The 21,743-nt window shown below is 67.0% G+C and carries 18 protein-coding genes; 9 read left to right on the top strand and 9 right to left on the bottom strand.

Features of this window, described 5'->3' with window-relative positions:
* Positions 1–45: 45 nt before the first annotated feature.
* Genes ABD705_RS02140 through ABD705_RS02130 form a run of 3 tightly spaced genes read right to left on the bottom strand, consistent with a single transcriptional unit; the run spans position 46 to position 2,649 of the window.
* Complete coding sequence (locus ABD705_RS02140; RefSeq protein WP_344780029.1) at positions 46–1,419, bottom strand: aldehyde dehydrogenase family protein; 1,374 nt, start codon at positions 1,417–1,419, stop codon at positions 46–48.
* Positions 1,420–1,462: 43 nt separating this feature from the next.
* Positions 1,463–2,095, bottom strand: coding sequence for a GntR family transcriptional regulator (locus ABD705_RS02135; RefSeq protein ID WP_344780027.1), 633 nt, complete (start codon positions 2,093–2,095; stop codon positions 1,463–1,465).
* A gap of 29 nt (positions 2,096–2,124) precedes the next feature.
* On the bottom strand, positions 2,125–2,649 hold the full coding sequence (locus tag ABD705_RS02130; RefSeq protein ID WP_344780025.1) for a VOC family protein: 525 nt from the start codon (positions 2,647–2,649) through the stop codon (positions 2,125–2,127).
* Positions 2,650–2,772: 123 nt separating this feature from the next.
* Between ABD705_RS02130 and ABD705_RS02125 the strand changes: the two genes are divergently transcribed.
* Together ABD705_RS02125 and ABD705_RS02120 are read left to right on the top strand one after the other, a co-directional pair.
* Positions 2,773–4,980, top strand: a complete 2,208-nt coding sequence (locus ABD705_RS02125; protein WP_344780023.1) for an alpha-ketoacid dehydrogenase subunit alpha/beta — start codon at positions 2,773–2,775, stop codon at positions 4,978–4,980.
* 1 nt (position 4,981) lies between these two features.
* Positions 4,982–6,283, top strand: coding sequence for a 2-oxo acid dehydrogenase subunit E2 (locus tag ABD705_RS02120; protein WP_344780021.1), 1,302 nt, complete (start codon positions 4,982–4,984; stop codon positions 6,281–6,283).
* Between the two features lie 9 nt (positions 6,284–6,292).
* On the opposite strand, the gene ABD705_RS02115 is transcribed toward ABD705_RS02120, so the two are convergent.
* Positions 6,293–7,324 (bottom strand): LacI family DNA-binding transcriptional regulator, encoded by a 1,032-nt coding sequence (locus ABD705_RS02115; RefSeq protein ID WP_344780019.1) that lies wholly within the window; start codon positions 7,322–7,324, stop codon positions 6,293–6,295.
* A gap of 453 nt (positions 7,325–7,777) precedes the next feature.
* Between ABD705_RS02115 and ABD705_RS02110 the strand changes: the two genes are divergently transcribed.
* Together ABD705_RS02110 and ABD705_RS02105 are read left to right on the top strand one after the other, a co-directional pair.
* Entirely contained in the window at positions 7,778–8,824 is a 1,047-nt protein-coding gene (locus tag ABD705_RS02110) for a DUF6880 family protein (protein ID WP_344780017.1), read from the top strand.
* Positions 8,806–9,024 (top strand): hypothetical protein, encoded by a 219-nt coding sequence (locus ABD705_RS02105; RefSeq protein ID WP_344780015.1) that lies wholly within the window; start codon positions 8,806–8,808, stop codon positions 9,022–9,024. The genes ABD705_RS02110 and ABD705_RS02105 overlap by 19 nt, the downstream gene beginning before the upstream one ends.
* A gap of 307 nt (positions 9,025–9,331) precedes the next feature.
* Here the strand turns inward: ABD705_RS02105 and ABD705_RS02100 are convergent, their stop codons facing one another.
* Both ABD705_RS02100 and ABD705_RS02095 read right to left on the bottom strand, forming a co-directional pair.
* Entirely contained in the window at positions 9,332–10,237 is a 906-nt protein-coding gene (locus tag ABD705_RS02100; protein WP_344780013.1) for an SIR2 family protein, read from the bottom strand.
* 641 nt (positions 10,238–10,878) lie between these two features.
* Positions 10,879–11,499: an NUDIX hydrolase gene (locus ABD705_RS02095; RefSeq protein WP_344780011.1), complete on the bottom strand. Its 621-nt coding sequence runs from the start codon at positions 11,497–11,499 to the stop codon at positions 10,879–10,881.
* A gap of 91 nt (positions 11,500–11,590) precedes the next feature.
* On the opposite strand from ABD705_RS02095, the gene ABD705_RS02090 reads away from it, so the two are divergent.
* From ABD705_RS02090 to ABD705_RS02070, 5 genes are all read left to right on the top strand, one after another.
* On the top strand, positions 11,591–11,914 hold the full coding sequence (locus tag ABD705_RS02090; protein ID WP_344780009.1) for a hypothetical protein: 324 nt from the start codon (positions 11,591–11,593) through the stop codon (positions 11,912–11,914).
* Entirely contained in the window at positions 11,911–12,438 is a 528-nt protein-coding gene (locus ABD705_RS02085; RefSeq protein ID WP_344780007.1) for an ADP-ribosylglycohydrolase family protein, read from the top strand. Before ABD705_RS02090 ends, ABD705_RS02085 begins: the two co-directional genes overlap by 4 nt.
* 296 nt (positions 12,439–12,734) lie before the next feature.
* Positions 12,735–13,076: a protein-tyrosine phosphatase family protein gene (locus tag ABD705_RS02080; RefSeq protein WP_344780005.1), complete on the top strand. Its 342-nt coding sequence runs from the start codon at positions 12,735–12,737 to the stop codon at positions 13,074–13,076.
* Positions 13,077–13,115: 39 nt separating this feature from the next.
* The gene (locus ABD705_RS02075) at positions 13,116–14,051 is read left to right on the top strand and encodes an FRG domain-containing protein (RefSeq protein WP_344780003.1); all 936 of its coding nucleotides are present in this window, start codon (positions 13,116–13,118) and stop codon (positions 14,049–14,051) included.
* Between the two features lie 17 nt (positions 14,052–14,068).
* A complete protein-coding gene (locus tag ABD705_RS02070; RefSeq protein WP_344780000.1) occupies positions 14,069–15,385 on the top strand; it encodes a phospholipase D-like domain-containing protein in 1,317 nt (438 codons plus the stop codon).
* 308 nt (positions 15,386–15,693) lie between these two features.
* On the opposite strand, the gene ABD705_RS02065 is transcribed toward ABD705_RS02070, so the two are convergent.
* From ABD705_RS02065 to pglZ, 3 genes are read right to left on the bottom strand one after another with little or no spacing between them, the layout of a single operon-like run.
* Entirely contained in the window at positions 15,694–17,778 is a 2,085-nt protein-coding gene (locus tag ABD705_RS02065) for a DEAD/DEAH box helicase (RefSeq protein WP_344779998.1), read from the bottom strand.
* Entirely contained in the window at positions 17,771–19,084 is a 1,314-nt protein-coding gene (gene brxD / locus ABD705_RS02060; RefSeq protein ID WP_344779996.1) for a BREX system ATP-binding protein BrxD, read from the bottom strand. The genes ABD705_RS02065 and brxD overlap by 8 nt, the downstream gene beginning before the upstream one ends.
* Complete coding sequence (gene pglZ, locus ABD705_RS02055; protein ID WP_344779994.1) at positions 19,084–21,741, bottom strand: BREX-2 system phosphatase PglZ; 2,658 nt, start codon at positions 21,739–21,741, stop codon at positions 19,084–19,086. Before pglZ ends, brxD begins: the two co-directional genes overlap by 1 nt.
* Between the last annotated feature and the right edge of the window lie 2 nt (positions 21,742–21,743).

Here is a 21,743-nt window from a genome sequence, read left to right as displayed (position 1 = left end):
CCGGGGAACGGCCCGCGACCGACGTGTCGCGGGCCGTTTCCCGTCTCAGCGCTGCCAGACCGTCTTCAGGCTGCAGAACTCGCGGATGCCGCTGGCCGACAGTTCGCGGCCGAAGCCGGAGTGCTTCACGCCGCCGAACGGCAGCTCGGGGTACGAGGCGCTCATGCCGTTGACGAAGACCGCCCCCGCCTGCAGTTCCGTCGCGAACCGCTCCTGCTCGGCCGGGTCTTCGGTCCACACCGCCGAGCTCAGGCCGAACTCGGTGCCGTTGGCGATGCGCAGCGCGTCGTCGTTGTCGACGGCACGGTACAGCGTCGCGACCGGCCCGAACGCCTCCTCGCCGTACACCCGCATCTCGGGGGTGATCCCGGCCAGCACCGTGCCCGGGTAGTACCAGCCGGGCCGGTCGATGCGCTCGGCGCCGGTGAGCACCTGGGCGCCCTTCTGCACGGCGTCGTCGACGAGTTCGGCCAGTTCGTCGCGGCCGCGCTCGGTCGACAGCGGGCCCAGCTCGGTGCTCTCCTCGAGCGGGTCGCCGATCTTCAGCGCGGCGATCGCGCGGGTGAACTTGTCGGCGAACTCGTCATAGACGGCGTCGTGGACGATGAACCGCTTGCCGGCGATGCAGGACTGCCCGTTGTTGAGGGTGCGGGCCAGCACCGCGGTGGGCACCGCCTTGTCGATGTCGGCGCTGGCGAGCACGACGAACGGGTCGGAGCCACCGAGCTCGAGCACCGACTTCTTCACGTGCGCCGCCGCGATCGAGGCGACCGAGCGGCCGGCCGGCTCCGACCCGGTGAGGGTGACCGCCGCGATGCGGGGGTCTTCGATGACGGCGGCGACGTCGGCGGAGCCGATCAGCAGCGTGCTGAACGCGCCCTTGCGGAACCCGCCGCGCTCGAACAGCGTGTCGAGGTAGAGGGCCGAACGCGGCACGTTCGAGGCGTGCTTGAGCACGCCGGCGTTGCCCGCCATCAGCGCGGGGGCGGCGAAGCGGATGACCTGCCAGAGCGGATAGTTCCACGGCATCACGGCCAGCACGACCCCCAGCGGCTGCCAGCGGGTCGCCGCGTGCGTCGCGCCGACGGTCGCGGGGTCGTCCACCGGCGAGTCGGCGAGGAAGCGCTCGGCGTGGGCGGCATAGAACCGCATCGTCTTGACGCATTTGTCGACCTCGGCGCGGGCGGCGGTGATGGGTTTGCCCATCTCGGTCGTCATCATCCGCGCCGCGTCCTCGCGATCGGATGCCAGCACGTCGGCGCTGGTGTTCATCAGGCGCGCCCGCTCGGCGAACGTGAGCGTGCGCAGCCATGCGGCGGCCTCGCTCGCGCGCTGCAGCCGCTCCTCCACCTCGGCCGGGGTGTGCGCGGCAATCTCGAAATCCACCTGCCCGGTGGTCGGGTTGATCGATCTGATCATGATGTTGCCTCCGAATGACGAGTCGTGGGTGATGCGGGCGGGGTCATGCGAAGATCTCCGGATGCCTCTCGAGCTCCTTGCGGGTGCGGCGTATGTGCATGACGAGGATGCGCTCGGCGTCGGCGGGGTCGCGACGGCGGATGCCGTCCAGGAGCAGCCGGTGCTCGTCGCGGGTCGCCGGCAGGGTGGGCGCGGCGGTCAGCTGCGAGAACGCGCGCCGATAGTGGTGCGTCGTGTTCCACAGCCGCAGCACGACCTCGCCCAGATAGGACGGCGGCGCGGCGGCGTAGCCGTCCAGGTGGAACTGCCGGTCGAGCCGCATGAACTCGTCCACCGAGTCGGTCTGTTCGATCGTCGCCGCGATCTCCCCCAGCCGGTCGATGTCGTCGTCGGTGAGCCGTTCCAGGCTCGCCCGCAGCAGCAGGGGTTCGAGCCGCTCCCGCATCCGGTACGCCTCGGAGCACTCCCGCTGGTCCAGGCGCGACACCCACGCCCCCGAATTCGACACGATCCGCACCAGGCCTTCGGCATCCAGCATCCGCAGCGCTTCGCGCACCGGGATGCGGCTGACCCCGAGCCGGGTCGCGATCTCCTCCTGCCGGATGCGGGTGCCGGGCGTCAGCTCGTCTTCGAGGATCGCGGTGCGCAGCCACGTCGCGATGCGACCGCTCTCCACCGTCGGTCCGCCTGCGTTCGCCGACACCATCAGGCGGCCGGATTCCCGGGGTGCCAGAGCAGCACCGGCGCGCCCTTCTCGTAGGCCTTGCCGTTCGGAAAGCTGACCAGCTCGAACTGCATGCCCCACGGACTGAGGAAGTACACCCAGCGCTGGCCGGCCGAGGCGTTCTGACTGACGGTCGGCTCGCCGAGCACGCGGATGCCGTTGTCGCGCAGGTAGCGCACCGCCGCGTCGATGTCGTCGACGTAGAACGCGAGGTGGTGGCCGCCGACGTCGCTGTTCGCGGGCATCGCCTGCCGCTGATCGGGCGAGCGGTATTCGAAGACCTCGAAGTTCGCCCCGTGGCCGAGTCGGTAGAACCGGATCGCCGTGGCCGCCGTGCCGGGTGCCACGTTGAGGTGTTCGCGCATCCAGTCGTCGTCGCGGGTGATGCCGGGCAGCGAGTAGACGTAGTCGCAGCCGAGGATTTCGGTGAAGAACCGATGAGCCTGTTCGAGATCGGGCACGGTGAAGCCGACATGGTCGGTTCCGCGCAGGCCGGGCAGCGCCATAACGCACCTCCAATGGATACGAATAGCCACATATTAGCGCGTATTGATGTGATATGCCATTGTATTGGATACATTTCGGGTCTACACTCGGGCGGTAGAGACGCCGATGAGGGAGGATCTCGCATGCCTCACACAACCACGCTGCGCCAGGTCGCGCAGTGGGAGGAGCTGGCCAGCACACCCGCCGACTGGAAGAACGCCGACACGGCGCTGCTGGCGACGATGCTGGGCCAGCTGCAGCTGATCCGGGCGTTCGAAGAAGGTGTGCTGGAGCTGGCCGGCGAGAACCTCGTGCACGGGCCGGCCCACTCGAGCATCGGGCAGGAGGGCGGCGCGGTCGGATCCATCGTCGGCCTGCGCGACGGCGACGCCGTCAGCGGATCCCACCGCGGCCACCACCAGTTCCTCGCGAAGGCGCTGCAGCACGTCGCCCCCGGCGGCCTGGATCTGCAGGCACTGGTCACCCCCGAGATCTCGACCCTGCTGCACCGCACGCTCGCCGAGATCCTGGGCCTGAAGCGCGGCTTCTCCAGCGGCCGCGGCGGCTCGATGCACCTGAAATGGCGCGAGGCCGGGGCGCTCGGCACGAACGCGATCGTCGGCGGCGGCGTGCCGTTCGCGGCGGGCAACGCATGGAGCCAGCTGCACTCCGCGGATGCGGGGTCGAGCGACGTCACGGTCACCTACTTCGGCGACGGCGCCGCGAACATCGGCTCGGTGCTCGAGACGATGAACCTCGCCGCCGCGTGGAAGCTGCCGCTGTGCTTCTTCGTCGAGAACAACCTCTACGCCGTCTCGACTCACGTCACCGAGGTCACCGCCGAATCGCGGCTCTCGGCACGGGCACCGGGGTTCGGCATCCGCGCCTGGCGGGTGGACGGGATGGATCCCCTGGCCGTGCATCTGGTGATGCAGAAGGCGCTGCAGCGGATGCGGGCGGGCGAGGGCCCGGCACTGATCGAGGCGCAGGTGTACCGCTATTTCCACCAGAACGGGCCCTACCCGGGCAGCGCGTTCGGCTACCGCACGAAGGACGAAGAGGCGCAGTGGCGCGAGCGCGACCCGATCGCGCGCGTCGACGCGGAGCTGCAGCGCCGCGGGGTGCTGGATGCCGACGGCTCGGCCGCCGTGCGCGCGCAGGCGCAGGACGCGGTGGCGCGGGCGATCGCCGCACTGACCGAACCCGACGCGGGGGCGGCGAAGAGCGGCGTGCGCCGCATCCGCCCCGAACTGTGGCCGGACCCCGCCTTCGTCGACGTCGGCGTGCGCGGAGACCTCTCCGAACTGAAGGGCGCGCGCATCAGTGAGCCCCTCGATGGCGACGCGGCGGTGGCGACGCACCCGGGCAAGTTCATCGACGCCGTCGCGGCGGTGATGGATCGCCGGATGGCGCAGGACCCGCGCATCATCGTGCTCGGCGAGGACGTGCACCACCTGGCCGGCGGCACGAACGGGGCGACCAAGGGGCTGCCGGCGAAGTATCCCGGCCGCGTGCTGGGCACGCCGATCAGCGAGAACGCGTTCGTGGGCCTGGGCGGCGGGGTCGCGCTCGACGGCCGCTTCCGGCCCGTCGTCGAGTTCATGTATCCCGACTTTCTGTGGGTCGCCGCGGACCAGGTGTTCAACCAGATCGGCAAGGTGCGGCACATGTACGGCGGCGCCGACACCGTGCCGCTCGTGCTGCGCACGAAGGTCGCGATGGGCACCGGGTACGGCTCGCAGCATTCGATGGACCCGGCCGGTGTCTTCGCCACCAGCCCGGGCTGGCGGATCATGACCGCCTCGACGCCGGCGGACTACGTCGGCCTGATGAACATCGCGCTGACCCTGGACGATCCCGTGCTGATGATCGAGCACGTCGATCTGTACGGCCAGAAGGGCGGCATCCCCGACGACCTCGACTACCAGCTGCCGTTCGGTACGGCGGCGATCCGCCGGTCGGGTGAGGATGTCACGGTGCTGAGCTACCTCTCGATGGTGGCGCACTGCGCCGAGGCCATCGAGCAGACCGGGGTCGACGGCGAGCTCATCGACCTGCGCTTCCTCGATCAGGCCAGCCTCGACTGGGAGACGGTGGGGGCGAGCATCCGCAAGACCAACTGCGTGCTCATCGTCGAGCAGGGCGCCCGCGGCACCTCGTACGGCGCCTGGCTCGCCGACGAGCTGCAGCGGCGCTTCTTCGACTGGCTCGACCAGCCGGTGCAGCGCGTGACGGGTTCGGGCACGTCGCCGAGCATCTCGCAGGTGCTGGAGCGGGCGGCGATCGCGCGCACCGAAGAGGTCGCGGCGGCCCTGTTGCGGGTGCGTGACGGCTTCGGACGGGGCAACTGACATGGCCACCGTCATCCGGATGCCGAGTGTGCTCGCCGGTGCCGACGAGGGGGCGATCGCCGCGTGGCTGGTCGCCGAAGGCGATGAGATCGCGGTCGGCGACGCGATCGTCGAGATCGAGACCGACAAGGCGACGGTCGAATACCAGGCCGAAGCGGCCGGCACCCTGGGGCGCATCGTCGTGCCCGCCGGCGTCGCCGCCCCAGTCGGCGCCCCGATCGCGGTGCTGGTCGAAGCCGGTGAGGACGTCGCGCAGGCCGTGCAGGAGCTCGGCCTGGTGTCCGGCGCCGGGGCCGCGGGCGAGCCGGATGCTGTGCCCGCCGCGGTGTCGGACGAGTCGCCGTCGGCGCCCGTGCCCGCGGCCGACGAGTCCGCGGCGCAAGAGCCGGCGGCGCGCGACGCCGGTGCGCGCCTGTTCGCGAGCCCGATCGCGCGCAAGACCGCCCACGAGAACGGCATCGATCTGGCGGGCCTGACCGGAACCGGTCCCGAGGCGCGGATCACCCGTCGTGACGTCGACGCGGCGGTGCGCCGTGCACAGGCTGCGCAGCCCGTGGCTGAATTACGGGCCCCGGCATCCATTCCCCCGGCCGCCCCGACAGCGAGCGCGACCGGTGACGGCGAGGCGACCCTGGTGCCGCATTCATCCATGCGGCGGGCGATCGCGCGACGCCTCACCGAGAGTCAGGCCACGGTCCCGCAGTTCCAGATCGTCGCCGAATGCGTCGTCGACAAGCTGCTCGCGCTGCGGGCGCAGGTCAACGCGACGCTGGCCGCGCAGAAGCTCTCGGTCAACGACTTCGTCGTGAAGGCCGTGGCCGGCGCCCTCGCCGACGTGCCCGAGGCGAACGTGACCTGGACCGACGCGGGCATGCTGCACCACACGCGGGCCGACGTCGCAGTCGCCGTGTCGACCGACGGCGGCCTGATCACCCCTGTCGTGCGCGATGTCGGGTCGCGCAGCGTCTCGGCCGTCGGCGCGGCCGTGGCCGGGCTGGCCGAACGAGCCCGCGCCAAGCGGCTGACCCAGGCCGAGATCGAGGGCGGCACGTTCACGGTCTCGAACCTGGGCATGTTCGGCACGGTCGGGTTCTCAGCGATCGTCAATCCGCCGCATTGGGGCATCCTCGCCGTCGGCGCGGCCACGCAGCAGCCGGTCGTGGTGGACGGCGCGCTCACCGCGGCCACCGTGATGCGGTGCACCCTGTCGGTCGACCATCGCGCGGTCGACGGCGCGTTGGCCGCCCGGTGGCTCGCGGCGTTCCAGCGACGTGTCGAAGAGCCGCTGCTGATCCTCGTCTGAGCCGGCGCGTCAGGCCACGAGTGCGGCACGGCGTGGCGCGGCCGTGGATTCCCGGATGATGAGGGTCGCCGGCAGGCTCACCGTCACGCTGCGCTGCTCGTCGCTGGCGATGTCATCCAGCAGCAGCCGGGCGGCCTCGGTGCCCATCTCGAAGTGCGGCACCTGCACCGTCGTCAGCGGCGGGTTGAGGTCTTCGGTGGAGTCCATGCCGTTGAACCCGACGACCGAGACGTCGTCGGGGCAGCGCAACCCGTGCTGGCGCAGCGCGCGCAGCACGCCGACGGCGAGCATGTCGTTGCCGGCCACCACCGCCGTGGGCGCGTCGCCGTGCCGCAGCAGTTCGTCCATGCACGCCAGCCCCGCATCGATGGTCAGCGCCGGGGTGGGCACGAGCCGCCCGGTGACCCCGGCGTGCCGGCCGACGGCGGCGAGGAACGCACCCGAGCGCACCGTGCTGGTGGTGAAGTCCTTGGGCCCCGCCAGGTGCACCAGGTCGCGATGCCCGAGCCCGACCAGGTGGTCGACGGCGGCGGTGACACCCGCGGCGTCGCTTCCGGTGACGAGGGAGTAGGGCACGTCGGTGGTGCCGCGGTTGAGCATGACCACGTGCACGCCGCGGCGGTACGCGTCGGCGATCAGCTCGTGATGCATCCGGCCGGTCGCGATGATGAACCCGTCGACGCGGCGGCCCGACAGCGAGTCGAACGCGGCACGTTCCAGATCGTCGTCGCCGTCGGTGTTCGCAATGAGGGCCGTGTAGCCGTGCGGCGCGAGGTAGTGCTCGATGCCGCGCACCATCGGGGGAAAGAGCGGGTTGGTGAGGTCGGGGATGATCACGCCGATCGTCATCGACGAGTTGGTGCGCAGCCCTCGGGCGACGGCGTTGGCGACATAGCCGAGCTCTTGGGCCGCCTTGCGCACCCGCCGGGCGGTGGCCTGGTTGACTTGATGCTCGGTCATCTTGTTCAGGGCGCGCGACACCGTCGCCTTGTGCACGCCGGCCCGCGCTGCCACGTCTGCGATCGTCACCCGTTTAGCCACGTCTCCAGAGTAGCGAACAGTTGCAGTGAAGTTGCATAAGTTGCGTTGAATGTCGTCAGATTCCCTGCGCGACATTGCGAGATTCACAGCGAACAACGCTCCGCTAACGATTGCACTGAATGTGCTCGAAATCCTGGCTTTCGCGCGCTCTGCCACCGTATACTGGCCGTGCGCGGGCGGGATGCCCCTCTGTCGTGAGGATGCTCCACAGCGGCGTGGGCGCTCGGTGTCGAGTCGCCCGGACCCGAAGGCGAGGTTGCACGATGAGCGGTTGGGGTGCGGGATATCCCGGAGTGCCGGCAGACGTGGCGAAGGCGCGGCAGCAGGCCGAGGCCGCGCAGGCGGCGGAACACGAACCCCCCGCCGCCGATGCGGCAGAGAGCGGCGAGCCCGGGAAAGACTGAGCTTCGCAGGGGGCATCACACCGCCCCGGCGCCCTGTCATGCTGGAACGATGACGCTTGCCCACGACATCCCGAATGTCCTCGCCTCGTTCCGCACGAACCGCCGCGATATGTGGACCCGCGAAGCCGACGAGTTCGCCTTCGAAGCCGAGCAGACAGTGCCCCTGCTGGCTGACATGGCCGACGATTACGGCGCCGCGGGTGTGATTCCCGTCGTGCGCAACGCGATCGCGAGCACGTTCCGGGTGCTCATGCGCGCGGATGATTCGAACGGCAGCATCCAGCTCGTCATCCACGACCTGCTGAATCTGCATGCCGAACTCTGCGCGCAAGAGCCGCCGACGCCGGCGAGCCTGTCGTCGTGGATCCAGAAGCAGCAGTTCGGCGAGATCGGCGGGTACTTCTCGATCGATGTGGCCGACTATGAAGAGGCGCTCGGCGAGCGCGGTCTCGCCCGCTTCGAGGCGCAGCTCGACATGCGCCGTGCCGATCTGTCGTCCTTCACCGAAAGTCCTGAGCTTGCTTTCACCCACGATGACGAGTGGCATGCACGGCACGCGTTGCGGTACAACCTGCAGCGGCTCGCCGTGCTGCGCGAAGACGAAGAGGCGATCGTGCGCACGCATGGCGGCGACCTGCCGCGGGCGCCCCTGCGCGCCGCCGCCGCGAAGGCGTTGACCGACGCGGGCTTCATCGATCGCGCAATCGATGTCGCGCACGAGGGCATGCGCCTGGACGGCGGCGACTTCCAACAACAGGAATGCGGCGAGCTCTGGGTCGAGCTGGTCATGCAGGCAGGAACAGAGGATGCCGCAGCCGCCGCGTTCGAGGTGTTCGAGCGCTGGCCGACTGCCGCGAACGCCCGTGCCTGGCAGGTCGCGGCCAGCGACGCGTGGCGCCTCAATCGCGAGGCGGCGATCGCACGGCTGCGCGAGCGGGCGTGGGAGTTGACCACGTACCTGCTCGACGACGGCGACGTCGAGCGTTCGTGGCATGAGGCCCTGCACGCAGCGGAGGGCGGTCGCTGCTCGCCGGCCAATGGGACGAACTGGTCACCCGCTACGCGAAGATCGACCCGGTGGCGGTGCTTCCGGTGATGGCGCAGCTCATCGACGACCGGCTCGTCGAAGCGAACACGCGGGTGTACCCCGACGCGGTGAGGCGCATGAAGGCGCTGAAGAAGGCGGCCCTCGATGCCGGACGCCCCGAGTTCGCCACCGAGTACCTCGCCGAGCTGCGTGACCGGTACAAGCGCCGCCCGGCTTTGATTCAACGGATGGATGCCGCGCGCCTGTGATGCGGCGCCGGCAATCGTCGGCCGACGACATCCTCGCCTTCCTCCGGGACCACGTGCCTCGACTTGTGGACGCCGGGGGTCACACCCCAAGTGATAAGGGTGCGCCCGCCCCTCAGGAGTTCTTCTTGGTCGTCGACGAGCCGCGGACTTCAATGCGGCCGCTGACTCTGGACTCCGATACGAACTTGCCTGTGCTGGCACTCTTCGGAACCCGCACGGTGTAAGAGCCAGTCCTCGCGTTGCGTGTCGCTCCGGCTTCCTTAGCTGCCATGGATGCCTCCTACTTCTCTTCCTTAGGCTAGTTGTCTCATGTTGAGAACGCGACCTCACTGATACGTGTTCCCCAAGCCGCGCTCAATGCCGAGGCGGCCTGGTGCCACTCGTCTTGACGAGCCAAGAGGGTAGATGAGGTTTTGGAGAGTCCAAAGGTGAGCACTCCCGCCGCGAAGTCGGGATGACTTCCATCGCCAGCGAAAATGGGAATCGCGAGAACGGATCTCCAAGTGGGGTGGACGCCTGGCGTGCGCTTCACATCTTTGATCTTGACTTCCTCGGACCCGATCGCCTCGCCCGCGATCCAAGGGCTGTCGTGCCCGGTAGGCACCAGCTTCAGCTGCCGCGCACCAGCGTAGAGCGCACCTTCCGATGCCCACCGCGCAAGCTTGCCTCGCGCATTCGCCAACCAAAGGGTGGCTCGATGAACGGTGCTCCCGAGGTCTCTGGCGAGAACATCTACATCTGCTTGGAGCTGCGCGACATAGCGGCGCTGAAGCGTTCGAAAATGCTTCGTGTGCGCATCCCAGACACGACGAACCCGCTCCGACGGAGAAAGGTAGGTGCCATTTCCTGCATACCTCAACTCACGGATGACGAGTGCAACATCAGCGAGGTCGTGCAACTTCAGCGCCCGCATCCCGATCGATTCCCACTCCGAGGCAAGCGCGTCGTCGATCGCCTTGAAGGTGTCGCGATCGAGACCGAGGCCCTCGCGAACGATCGTGACAAGCGCAGGAAATCGCGGCTTGTCATCGCGCATGATCAGATGCAGCCAATGACGTATATCTGGATCACGATATGACGTACCCGCAAGGAGTAGCGGGCCACGCGCGAGTGCCTGCGACAAGAAATTTCGCTGCCACGCATGAGGGTCGGCGACGAGTTCCGCGAAGTCGTTGTAACCGACGACAGCGGAATATTCGTTGCCGTCGTACACCGCTCCATGAAGGTGATGAACAGTGGGCACGCTGGACCCTCAGTGTCCATCACGACCAGCGGCGCGCCATTGCTCAGCGCCGCCGTCTCGAGCAGGTCATCAAAATTCAGGGTGGCCAGCGTCGTCGAATTGGGCATAGCGCTGTAATGGCCCGCCGCCGCAAGGTGAAGCGGCGAGGGCTCTGCATCACGAGGTGGCAAACCGTAAAGAGCCTCATTCAGAAAGGCAGCCCAGCTCGCACCGGACCTCGCATGAGCCGCTTCCAAGACGATCGTCGGGTCCTGCTTCTCGAGCAACATACGTGCAGCATCGCCGCTGGCGACGAGTCCGCTGCGAACCGCGAGCCTTATGGCAAACTCGTCCCACGTAGGTAGGCCGGACGGCGCAGACGCGCCGGCGCCCAACACGACCGTTAGGTGCGTGTCACCGGTGAGCGCCTCGAAGCTCCTCATGACGTTCCGGTCAAGGTCAGGTGCGCTCATGGCCTCACGCTAGCTGCGACCCCGGACATCGGGTGCAGTGCGCCGTGGTCTCGTTCGTGTTGGTGTCGTTCGTCAAGGCCCAATACAACACCGAACTCGACGCGTAATCACGGCCGACGAGCGTGAGACCTCGCTGCACGATGTAAGTGAGCTGCGCCCTCACGCCCGCCGGTACAACTCCGCCGGCCGGCCGCGCCCCTCGGCGAACAGCTCGCCCGTGGCGGCCAGACCGGACAGCATCGCCCGACGGAAGGTGTCGGGCAGCAGCCGACGCCCGAGCACTGCCTCGTGCAGGCGACGCAGCCCGCGCATCGTGAACGGCTCCTCGAGCAGATGCGACGGGTCCGGCGAACCGCGGTAAGCCCCGCGAACGGCATCCACCGCGAAGGCGACGATCTCGGCATGGTCGTAGACCAGCGGCGGCAGCTCGGCGACCGGCACCAGGCGCACCCGGTCCGACGCGAGGCTCGCGGCCGGCAGCACGTCGTAGTGCGCGACGCTCATCACCCAGCCGCGGTCGTCGCGATCGGGCGCGTCGAACACGTGCAGTTGGCGAGGGTGGATGCTGCTCACGCCGGCCTTCTCGCGCAGCGCGCGGGTCGCGGCATCCACCAATCGTTCACCGGGATGCACGAACGTGCCCGGCAACCGCCACGGATCCTTGCCGGTCTCGCGCAGCAGCATCACGCACAGCGCGCCCTCGGCCACGGTCAGCACGGCGGTGTCGACCGCGACGGAGGGACGCGGGTAATCCTCGAGACCGTGGACGTGCTGAGCCATGGCCACTATTTTACGGACACTTGCGCAATGTCGGAACCCCGGTGCATACTGGCGTCATAAATCACATATGCGCAAATTTGGGGAGGATGCGATGAGCACACACATCATGGGGACGCTCGCCTGCGAACTGACCGACGGACCACTCGACGGCACGCGGTACGGCGATCTGCCCGACAACGGCGAGCCATTCACGAGCGCAACGCTGAGCGTTCCGCTCAGCCAGCCCGCGCATCGCGCCGCGCACGCGGTGTACACCTGCGACGGGTCGTGCACCGACGCCGGGCTGCTGCAGTTCCACTTCGTGCGCGTCGACCCGCCGGCCGCGGTGCCTGCCCCGGCCGGCACGCACCTCTCGCTCGCGCCGGCGGCGACCTGGAACAGCGGCAGCGCGCCGCGACGGGAGGAGCACGCATGAACGCCGTGCAGCTTGATCGGGCCGTCGGCGTCGTGCTCGCCTCGGCGGCCGGGGACGCGCTCGGCTCGCAGTATGAGTTCGGCCCCGCGCTGGCCGAGGACGTCACGCCGCAGTTCGGGCGCGGCGTGTTCGGCCACGAGATCGGCGAGTGGACCGACGACACCAGCATGGCGATGCCGATCCTGCGGGTTCTGGCCGATGGCCGCGCGCTCGAAGACAGCGACGCGCTCGATGAGATCGTGGCCCGCTGGTGCGAGTGGTCGGCGACGGCGAAGGATGTCGGCGTGCAGACCCGCGGCATCCTGTCGTCTCTGGCGAGCACGACGGCGGCCGAGACGACCTCCCGCACCGAGCAGCAGCACCGGGCGACCGGCCGGTCTGCCGGCAACGGATCGCTGATGCGCACCGGCCCGGTGGCACTGGGCTATCTCGACCGCGACCCCGCCGAGCTGATCGCCGCGGCCGGGCGCGTGGCGCAGCTGACGCACTGGGAGCAGGACAACGTCGATGCGTGCGCACTGTGATGCCTGGCGATCCGGCACGCGATCCTCGCCGGCGAGCTCGACATGCACGCCGCCCTCGATACGTACGCCCGGTCGTTGAGCGAGCCCGCGCGAAGCGCGAGCGAGACGAAGCGACAATCTGTACCCAACGCGGCCGACACGAAAGGCCCCTGGCTCCCCCTCATCGACCAGGCGCTTGCCCCCACCGCGCACCCGCGCGATTTCCGTGCGCACAACGGGTGGGTCGTCCGCGCGTTCCAGGGCGCACTGTCGGCCGTCGCCGGCGCCGCGTCGCCGCCCGATGCCTGTCCGACGAGGTGGATGCCGTGGTGTCGCTGTGCCGCGTGGGCACGGCGCAGGTGCCCGCCCGGTGCGAGAGCGTGCAGGTCTGGCTCGTCGACCGGCCGAATCGCAACGCCCGACCCGATATTGTCCTGCGCGAGGCGGCGGATGCCTTGGCCGCCCTCCGTGCAGAAGACAAGATCGCGTTCATCCACTGCTTCGAGGCCCGCAGCCGCACGGCTGCCGTGGCCGCGCTCTACAGCGCGCGGCACCGTGGCGTGCCGCTACCGCAAGCGTGGGAGGACGTGCGCGCGACGCTGCCGGGGTGTGCGCCGCAGCCGTTCCTGCGCGACGCGGTGGAACGCATCACGGGGTGAGGATCGACCTTGACAGCGGCAGCATGCCAGGATGTGGCTATGACGACGTCTGGGGTCGACGCGAACGAGCTGTTCGAGCCGTGGCAAGAGACCATCCACGGATGGGAGTCTTTTCAATACGAGGTGAACCGGGTCACCTCACTTCATCCCGATCAGCGGCTAATCTGGCGAGGCCAAGTCGATGCGAGTTGGGGGTTGCACAGTTCCCTGTACCGCAGACTGGCGGACGCGACCGGCGCGTTACCGACTGAGGACCAACTGATCGCGGCCGAGGCGCGCTTGCTGCGCTTGGCCCGTCTGGAGTGGCGGCTGGACGGAGTTCCGGCGCTGCAGCTGTTCGCACAGATGCAGCACGTCGGCGTGCCGACCCGTCTGCTCGACGTCACCTTCAACCCGCTGATCGCGGCGTGGTTCGCCGTCGCACACGACGACAACGCCGACCGCCGGCCGGGGCGCCTGCTGGCATTTACGATGAAGGAACCGCTGCAGCTGAACTCGAGCTGGAACACCAATACACCCCGCTGGCACCGCCTGCATGAGGACCGCGCCCGACGCGAGGTAAACTGGGGCACCGGGTTCGGGCGCAAGATCTGGCGTCCGCCGGCGTTGCATGGCCGCATCCCCGCTCAGAACGCGGCATTCATCCTCGACGGCGTGCCGATCGACGCGATTGATGCCGGGCGCGGCTCGGAGCGGTCGATGTGGGCTGCGACCGAACTGCGTGAGTTTCTCATCGGTCCCGATGCGACTCACGCACGTGGGCGAGGATCGCCTGCCCCGCAAAGCGCCGGTGTTCACGTACGTGATCACTCCCGAGGCGAAGGCCGAGATCCGCGACCAACTCGAGAACCGCTTCGGCTATCACTTCGCGACGATCTACGCCGACATCGAGGGGCTCGCCGCGTACGTGGGGAAACGGCCAGAGGTGCTGGTCGACAGCTAATCTCCTGCCGGAGCGTTCACCCTGCACGTTAAAGATCGGAGGCCATCACGTGACGACACGTGATGACGAGTCTAAGTTCCTCGCGAAAGACGCATACCCAACGTGGCAGGGGTTAGTGAAGGCCGCGCAGCTGACCGTTCGAGTATATTCGCCGTATCTTGACCGCTTGGCTGTCGACCTGTTCCGGAACACGAACCTACCCTCCTCGGCCCAGTCCGTCGTTACCGACATATCGCCCGCAAGTGGCACTCGGACGTACCGAGCACAGCTCTTGGCAATCAAACGACTGATCAAAAGGGGCGTCGAGGTGCGGTCGCTGCCACGGTTACATGCGAAGGTTCTCCTGGTTGACGAGGCGACAGTGACCGTCGGCTCGCAGAACTTCACGTCTTATGCGCGACACAGCCACGAGACGAGCATCGCTCCGCCCAGGCCCCTCATCTCGGCAACCTTCCTGGAGACGCTGCGGCGATGGTACGCCAACGCGGAAAAAGTCGACCTCGAACTCGTAGAGCTGCTCCTGGACCAGCTCGAGGACACAGTTGACCAAGCAAAGGTTGCCGCCGATGCTCTCATCGCCGCGTACGATTCCATTCACAAGAGATATCGTGGCAAACAGACCTTGCTCATGTCCCATCAGCGATTTGAACGCGACTTGGCGAGCGCCACGAAATCATCCCTACCCGCCGAGATACGTCGGACTGCAGATACGTCTCTATACACCACGGGCCAGTACCCGACGCTCGCAAACTTGAAGTGGCAATATGGCGGATATTGGAGCCTCCAACGCGAGGACAGCGATGTTGATCTGACGCACTGGTCCAATGAGTTCGATTCTGACGTAGTTTCGCTTTCACATCTCGCCTTCTACCCGGCTCTTCTCGCCCCAGAAGGGAAGATGGCATTCGTACGAGTTGGGAGATCGGTTGTCACCTATGTTTGGCGAGGAATTCGATGGGGTGACCCGCGAAATATCGGAGGCTACCTCGTAAACCTGCAAGCATCGTTCCTCGATAACCAAGATGACGACGCCAACCTCCTACTGACAATGAGCTGGAACAAAGATCGTCCAGCAGGGTATCAATTTCGACTTCGCTTTGATGGCCAACGAGCGCTTCCCGTGGCGCGTGGGACGTTGACGGATACCAGCCTGTGGGGCGCCCAACTGGAGGACCTTGCAATAAGCACGTACGGTGACGAAGAACACTGGAATAAGCTGCTCCATGACGTATTCTCTCCAGCATATAATCCTCGCGGATTCATACACGACAAGAATGCGGAGTCCTTCTTCCCGCATGAGCCGGTTCGAATCGATCACGCCAAGTTCCTTGGTGAGTCAGTGCTTCTGATCCAGCCGTGGCACTGACTCCCGAATAGCGACTCTCTGGTCACTTCTCGCGCCCGTTCCGGCCCCAGAAAAGCGGCTCGGGCCAACACCTCCTGGACGAGTCCCCACTGCGGCTTCTCATTAAACAGAGCGGCTCAACGAGAGTCATGTCGAGCCCAAGTTGCCGCCGAAGCGGAGTTCCCGCCGCGGGGTGAGGTGACTCTCGGCGGACCATGACCTTCACCTCTCCGCGCTACCGGCCGTAGGGCACCGGACACTGGCAGACCACACCGGAGGGTTCGGAGTTCTTGCGCCAGGCACCCACCCCATTCCAATCGCGAGCTTAGTCACCCCCCCTCGAATCGAACGACCAATTGCGAATCACGGACCGCGACAGCGCCGTTTTCGTCAACGAGTCGCTCTGCGAGTGTTGCGATCGCCAGCGCCTCCGGCAACGCCGCCGAGAACTTCAGCCCATCCACCGCCTGCGGTGCGACTGTGGGCAGGATGCCCTCGACCTCCACGCCGTCGAACACGCTGTCGCTCACCTCGAGCGCGAATCGGATGGTCTCGTTGTCCGCAGAGGCATTCTCAGAGATCTCGGATGGTAGGGCCGCCAGCAACGTTTCATGGGCCTTCAGACCTCCGAATGCCCACAAGACCGACGACCGTTCACCACGATCGAGTATGAGGGCCTCACGAGCGACCTGATGGCGGCGCACGGCGCGCACCTCGGCAAGTCGAGTGACCGCACGCTGCGACATGGTCACCGGCGGATCCACCCCCAGGAGCACATCCCGACGCGCTCGCACCATCGCGAACGGTTCAGGCATAGCGCGCGACGACCACCGCACACGCCCCTTAGTCAGGTCCTCATATGCGGTCACCGTATGCCGCTGCCAGTCCACGGCTTCGACGGTCCATGCACGCCCCGCGAGCAGCAGCGGCTTTCGCCCGTCGAGCACCGGCGTAGTCAACGAAAGCGGCGAGACCGACCCAATCTCGCGACGTCCCTCGAGTACACGTATCTCAAGGTCAGCGATGAACGTCGACAGCAGTTCAATGAAGTGACGCCGCCCGAACTCACGCTCGGCGCGGGGTCCGACAAAGAGCCACGGGCCGTCCGCCGCAAGAAATTCAGCCGCAACGAGGTAGTCCAGCACCTCAGGCGCACTGTCCATCACCGGTGAGCCTGCCCACCACTCCTGCCACGCTTCTCGTCCGAATTGCCCCTCCTGCAACGCGAGCGCGAGCAACTGCTGGGCGGCGATGTGCCGCGGCGACGGGGGCGGCATGACCGGTTCGACGAACCCTGTCCCCCACAGTTGCAGCAGTCCCGCAGCTCGCAGCAAGCTGTCGTTGTCCGTAGTCAAGAACAGCGCATTGCGCACGGTGCCCACGCGCCGACCGGTGCGCCCCAACCGTTGCAGAAATGACGACACTGATCGCGGCGCATCGAGCTGGATCATCCGGTCCAGGTCTCCGATGTCAATTCCGAGTTCGAGGGTGGACGTCGCCACGATCACACAGTCGCGGCCATCGGCGAACGCCCGCTCACTGCGGCGCCGCTCGTCGACTGAGAGCGACGAGTGAGACACGAACGTCTCAACTCCCTCGCCGCGCAGGCCGTAGGCTAGCTCCTCCGCCTGCGCGCGCGACTCGGTAAAGACGAGACGCTTCTCTCCCCGAAACAGCTGCGACAGGAGGATGGCGGCGTTGTCGATCGACCCCACGTAGTCGAGAGACACGTCTGGTTCGGTGGCATCACGGCCGTCCCCAACGACGACGCGAGCGGATGCCCCCGCCTGGGCATTCGATCCTTGTAGCCAGCGCAGCACCTGCTCGGGGTTGCCCAAGGTTGCGGACAGACCGATCCTCTGAACTCGCTGTCCGCTCAACCGTTGCAGACGTTCGAGCACCGCGACGAGATGCCAGCCACGATCGGACGCGGCGAAGGCGTGCACTTCGTCGGCGATAAGTGCCCGCACCGAGCGGAAGAACAGATGATGTTCGACGCGGCGCGAGACGAGCATCGCCTCGAGGGACTCGGGAGTAGTGAGCAGAATGTCGGGAGGGTCGCTCAGGATGTGTCGGCGCGCCGGATTACCGACATCCCCATGCCAGAGCGCAACGCGACGTCCCAGCCACGCCGTGTACATCTCCAGCCTTGGAAGCAGGTTGTTTAGGAGTGCCCTCAGTGGGGCAACATACAGCACGCTCATTCCGTACCAGCGCTCGTCAACCATGCGCGAGAGCAGAGGAAACACCGCGGCCTCGGTTTTTCCGCCGGCGGTCGGCGCGATCAGCAGGCAGTCCGCTCCGGAGCGCACGGGCTCGATCGCAGCGTGTTGCAGGGGTCGCAGATCCCACCAGCCGAGGGTGTTCGCGATGTGGTGTTCGAGAGCAGGGGTGAACTCGCCGTTGCTAGACATCGAGGTGGATCGCATCCATATCGTGGCCAGCGGCCGCGCGTTCGTCCGCCGTCAGCTCGCCGTCAGCAATCGTCACACCCGCTGCATCCGCTGGTACGTAGTCTGCGAACTGCTCGATCTTGTCGAGGATGTCGACCAGCTTGCGAAGGTAGACCCGTGGGGCGATGCCGACCCGCCCACCGAGTCGGCCTGCGACGCTGTACGCGAGTGTCGCCAGGTAGTTGTCTCCTGCGAGCGCACCGATACGATCTCCCGCAGGGCTGCCGGTGGCATAGATGTCGCGCACGCGCTGCCCGAGCTGGATTAGGCCAGCTCTATCGAACCCAAGAAGCCTGATCTGAGGCGCCCGCGGGTTGTCCCACCGCGGATCTTCACTGAAGTCGACGCTCAGTCGAGCCGCCAGCGGCGCGAGACGCTGCACGCCTTGTGTACCGTCGAAGAACGCCGGGGTGCCAGTGATGAGCACATACAGCCCGGGGAATCGGCCGGCGTCGACCTCATCCAGCAATTGCCGGAGCGCGTTCAGCGATTTCTCGCGCACGTCGCTGCGCACGCGCTGCAGCGTCTCGACTTCATCGAGCACGAGAACGAGACCGCGGTAGTCGGTGTCGCGCAACACCGCGAGCAGCCCCTGCATGAACCCAAACGCACCGAAGTGATCGAGATCGCCACGAATGCCAGCAGCACGGCGCACTCCGGCGGCAACATGTGGCTGGCCGCCCAACCACGCGATCAGGCCGTCAGCCGTCTCGACATCTCCCCGGATGGTAGCCGCGTGGTACGCCCGAAGCGCCGCGGCAAACGCGGGGGCGGTACGAGACACGGCAGAGAGTCGCTGTTCGAGAAGCGCCTGCGTGCGCTCTGCAAGCACTGCGGAGTCGAGGTCACTGGCCCCGGCCGCGACAGCATCCTCTTCCAGTACCCGGAGCCATTCATCGATCACCTCACGAAAGGCGCTGGGTGGTGTGGCCTCAGTCGCGAGGTTCTCAGTCACGCGGCGGTAAATGGTTTCCAGTTTGTGCAGCGGCGTCTCGGTCTCGGAGATCTGCACCTCCGCCGTGGCGAATCCATTCTGTTTGGCGGTCTCCGTCAGCCAGCGCGCGAAGAAGGTCTTGCCCGCGCCATACTCGCCGCGCACGGCCTTGAAGACGGCCCCACCGTCGCCCACCGCAGACAGTTCGTCGCCCAGCGTCGCCCGAAACCGGTCCAGGCCGACCGCCATTACGTCGAGCCCTCGTTGCGGCACTGTACCTCGCCGCAACGCGTCAATGATTTCGCGGCGACGACGAGGGCTGACGGTGGGCATTACTGACTCCTGATTCCAAACTGTTCACGCAGAAGCTTCTCGTTCAGTGTGACAGTCACGTGGTCAGGATCGACCTCGATGATCGCGTACCCCTCAACGTTCAGCAGCCGTCGCAATGACGCAAGCACTCCGCTGAGCGAGCTGGAAGCAACACCCGCAGCCGCAGCAATGGTGTCTCGGTGAGCGCGACCACCCCCATCGACGAGAGCCCTGATCACCGCACGCAGCACTGCATCGCTGAGCGCATGACGACCACCCGCGCTGCGGCGGTCGCGGTACACATCGCTCGCGAGGAGAAGATCAGCAACCGACACAGCTGTGGCCGGCTCGTCCTCCGGCACATGCTCGAACAGCGCCGCTTCCGCTGCCGACTGCGTCGGTCGCTTACGGGTCCGCGTCTTGCGCAACTGCGGCACCGAGTCCTGGATGGCGACCTCGCGCGTCGGTTCGTTCCACCAGACCGGTTCTTGCGGCGGTGCTTCAGCCCAGCCACTTGGGTCCGACGCGCCGCTCGGCTTGGCGACGATGATCGGCACGGTGAGTTCGGCGAGCGCCCCGCCGCCGTGATACCCGGCCTTCTTACCGGCAAATCGCAGACGATCAGATACCGCCAGCACAGCGCTACCTGACGGAGTAAGCACACGCGGCCCACTGACCAAGACTTCGTCATCCTTCGCTGGTCCTGTGGATGGGTCGCGGAACCTTGCGGCCGCGCCGGCGGCCGCGCGCAGTTCGCTGCCGCGCTCGACGATGTGACCGTGGTCGGAGGTCAGAATCACGAGACGTCCAGCATCCTGCGCCGCGTCCAGCAGTCCGGCAAGGTGAGCGATGGTGTCCATCTTCCAGCGAAGGGCGTCGACCTCGGCGGTGGCCAGCGCGTCGTCGATCGTATTCAGCACGACGCCAACGATCTTGCGATCGACCGAGGCGATAGCATGCCGAACCGTCGAAGGCAGCGCATGCCCAGCATCCGCACGAAGGTCGTCTTTGTGAAAGACCACTCCGCCGACGGATGCCGAGAAACGCGACTTCTCGGTCTGCTGGTTGCCGGCAAGCAGGCGACCGGCAAACAGCGACGTCCGCGAATACTCCGTGATAGTCGGAAGCGTTGCGACCGCCGCGATACGTTGGCGCGACTCAGCTGGCACGAGCTCAGTCCAGCCACGCCGAGGCAGGTCCGCTGCGAGCTCAATGGCGGTTGCCGCACTCATCCCGTCGAGGACGATGAGCAACACCCGGTGTTGCGCACTGAGTGGAACGATGACTTGAGTGAGCAGATCTTCGACACGAATAACGCCCTTCGGGGCGTGCGCACCCGCAGCTTGCTGTAGCAGCGAAGATGCCGCCGCGTCACCTGCGGCTTGCGCATCCCGGATACTGTGCGCGAGTTGGCGGAAGGCGGAGGCCAGCTCAGGTGTCGGTGCCCCATCCCACACGTCACCCAATGCCCGCTCGACCCACGCTCCGTCGCGCATGTACGAGGCGATCGCATCTGAGATGTTGGCAGGCACGGGTGTTGCGCCAGACAGCCACCGCACCAATCGCATAGCCATTGCCGCCGCCGGTACGAGACTCGGGACCGTCGATGCGGCCTGATGGCGAGCGATGTCGGCGAACGCACGGTCGACCGTGACTGCGTGCGCCCGAGTCGGCGACGCGACGGCCTCCGTGATCTGCTGCTGCATCCGTCGAATACGGGCGTGCAACCCGGAAAGGAGGATGTCGGACTGCCGTACGCCGGCGGACCATTCCAATTCTGCGCACAGCGCATCAGCCTGCTCGAGCAGCTCACGCCCATGATCGTCGGCGAGCAGCCGTCCGATAACGCGCCGCGAGACTTCACCGAAGCGTAAGGCAGCGGCAGCCGAGACCTGGCTCCCCAGGTAGCGCTCGATGCGGACCCGGGCTGCCGCAGTATCTGCATCCACGTTCCGCGTCGCCCACAGTTCTCCCGCGACCAGGCCGATGGCGATCGTGGAGACATGGCCGGCATGCAGCGTCGCACGGAGCGCGAGAGCAAGGTCCGCGCCGAGATCGTCGGATGCTGCACGCACGAACATCTCCTGAACGTCGGCAGGCAGAGCCCTCAGTCGAGCCCGCACCCCAGGGTCGTCGAGAGGCGTGAGCGCCGTGGCAAGGTCGAGGTCTTCGATTCGTGACAGGCCGAGCAACGCCATCATGAGTGAGCGCATCACGTGTTCGGCCGTGAGAACTCCCCCGGGTGCGGATGGATAGCCCCGCTCGGGTCGCAGCTCAATGAGCATTCCGGGAACCCATCGGCCCAGCCCATGCACGTGCCGTGAAGTATTCGAGTCACGCGCGGCGAACAGCTCAGGGACGACGCTCCACTCGTCCAGGTTCGTGACCCTCTGCGGGTGCGCGTCCAGCACCACCGCGGAGCCCAGCTGCCGCTCGTCGAGCAGCGTAAGCGCCACCACGGCATCGTCGGGCGGGGTCGTGCGCATCGCATCGAGGACCGCCAGCCCCGACACCCCTTCGATGACGTGTACGCGCGTGTTGCCGACAAGGATGACCGGCTCGCCGGTCCATCTCGGCTGCGCACGCACCAGCAAGGTGCGCGCCCGACGACTTGATGCGTCAAGCCAGGCAGAGACATGCTGCCGCAGGGCGGTCTCAGTGACGGTCGCGGCGGCCATAG

The organism is Microbacterium kribbense (assembly GCF_039537285.1).
GTDB lineage: Bacteria > Actinomycetota > Actinomycetes > Actinomycetales > Microbacteriaceae > Microbacterium > Microbacterium kribbense.
The sequence above is the reverse complement of the archived record's forward strand: the minus strand, read 5'-3'. Positions and strand labels throughout refer to the sequence as shown.

Coding starts and splice junctions, on each gene's coding strand:
- ABD705_RS02075 (WP_344780003.1), top strand. CDS start 13,116: ATGACGACGTCTGGGGTCGACGCGAACGAGCTGTTCGAGCCGTGGCAA.
- ABD705_RS02090 (WP_344780009.1), top strand. CDS start 11,591: ATGAGCACACACATCATGGGGACGCTCGCCTGCGAACTGACCGACGGA.
- ABD705_RS02140 (WP_344780029.1), bottom strand. CDS start 1,419: ATGATCAGATCGATCAACCCGACCACCGGGCAGGTGGATTTCGAGATT.
- ABD705_RS02120 (WP_344780021.1), top strand. CDS start 4,982: ATGGCCACCGTCATCCGGATGCCGAGTGTGCTCGCCGGTGCCGACGAG.
- ABD705_RS02130 (WP_344780025.1), bottom strand. CDS start 2,649: ATGGCGCTGCCCGGCCTGCGCGGAACCGACCATGTCGGCTTCACCGTG.
- ABD705_RS02085 (WP_344780007.1), top strand. CDS start 11,911: ATGAACGCCGTGCAGCTTGATCGGGCCGTCGGCGTCGTGCTCGCCTCG.
- ABD705_RS02065 (WP_344779998.1), bottom strand. CDS start 17,778: ATGTCTAGCAACGGCGAGTTCACCCCTGCTCTCGAACACCACATCGCG.
- ABD705_RS02125 (WP_344780023.1), top strand. CDS start 2,773: ATGCCTCACACAACCACGCTGCGCCAGGTCGCGCAGTGGGAGGAGCTG.
- ABD705_RS02110 (WP_344780017.1), top strand. CDS start 7,778: ATGACGCTTGCCCACGACATCCCGAATGTCCTCGCCTCGTTCCGCACG.
- pglZ (WP_344779994.1), bottom strand. CDS start 21,741: ATGGCCGCCGCGACCGTCACTGAGACCGCCCTGCGGCAGCATGTCTCT.
- ABD705_RS02095 (WP_344780011.1), bottom strand. CDS start 11,499: ATGGCTCAGCACGTCCACGGTCTCGAGGATTACCCGCGTCCCTCCGTC.
- brxD (WP_344779996.1), bottom strand. CDS start 19,084: ATGCCCACCGTCAGCCCTCGTCGTCGCCGCGAAATCATTGACGCGTTG.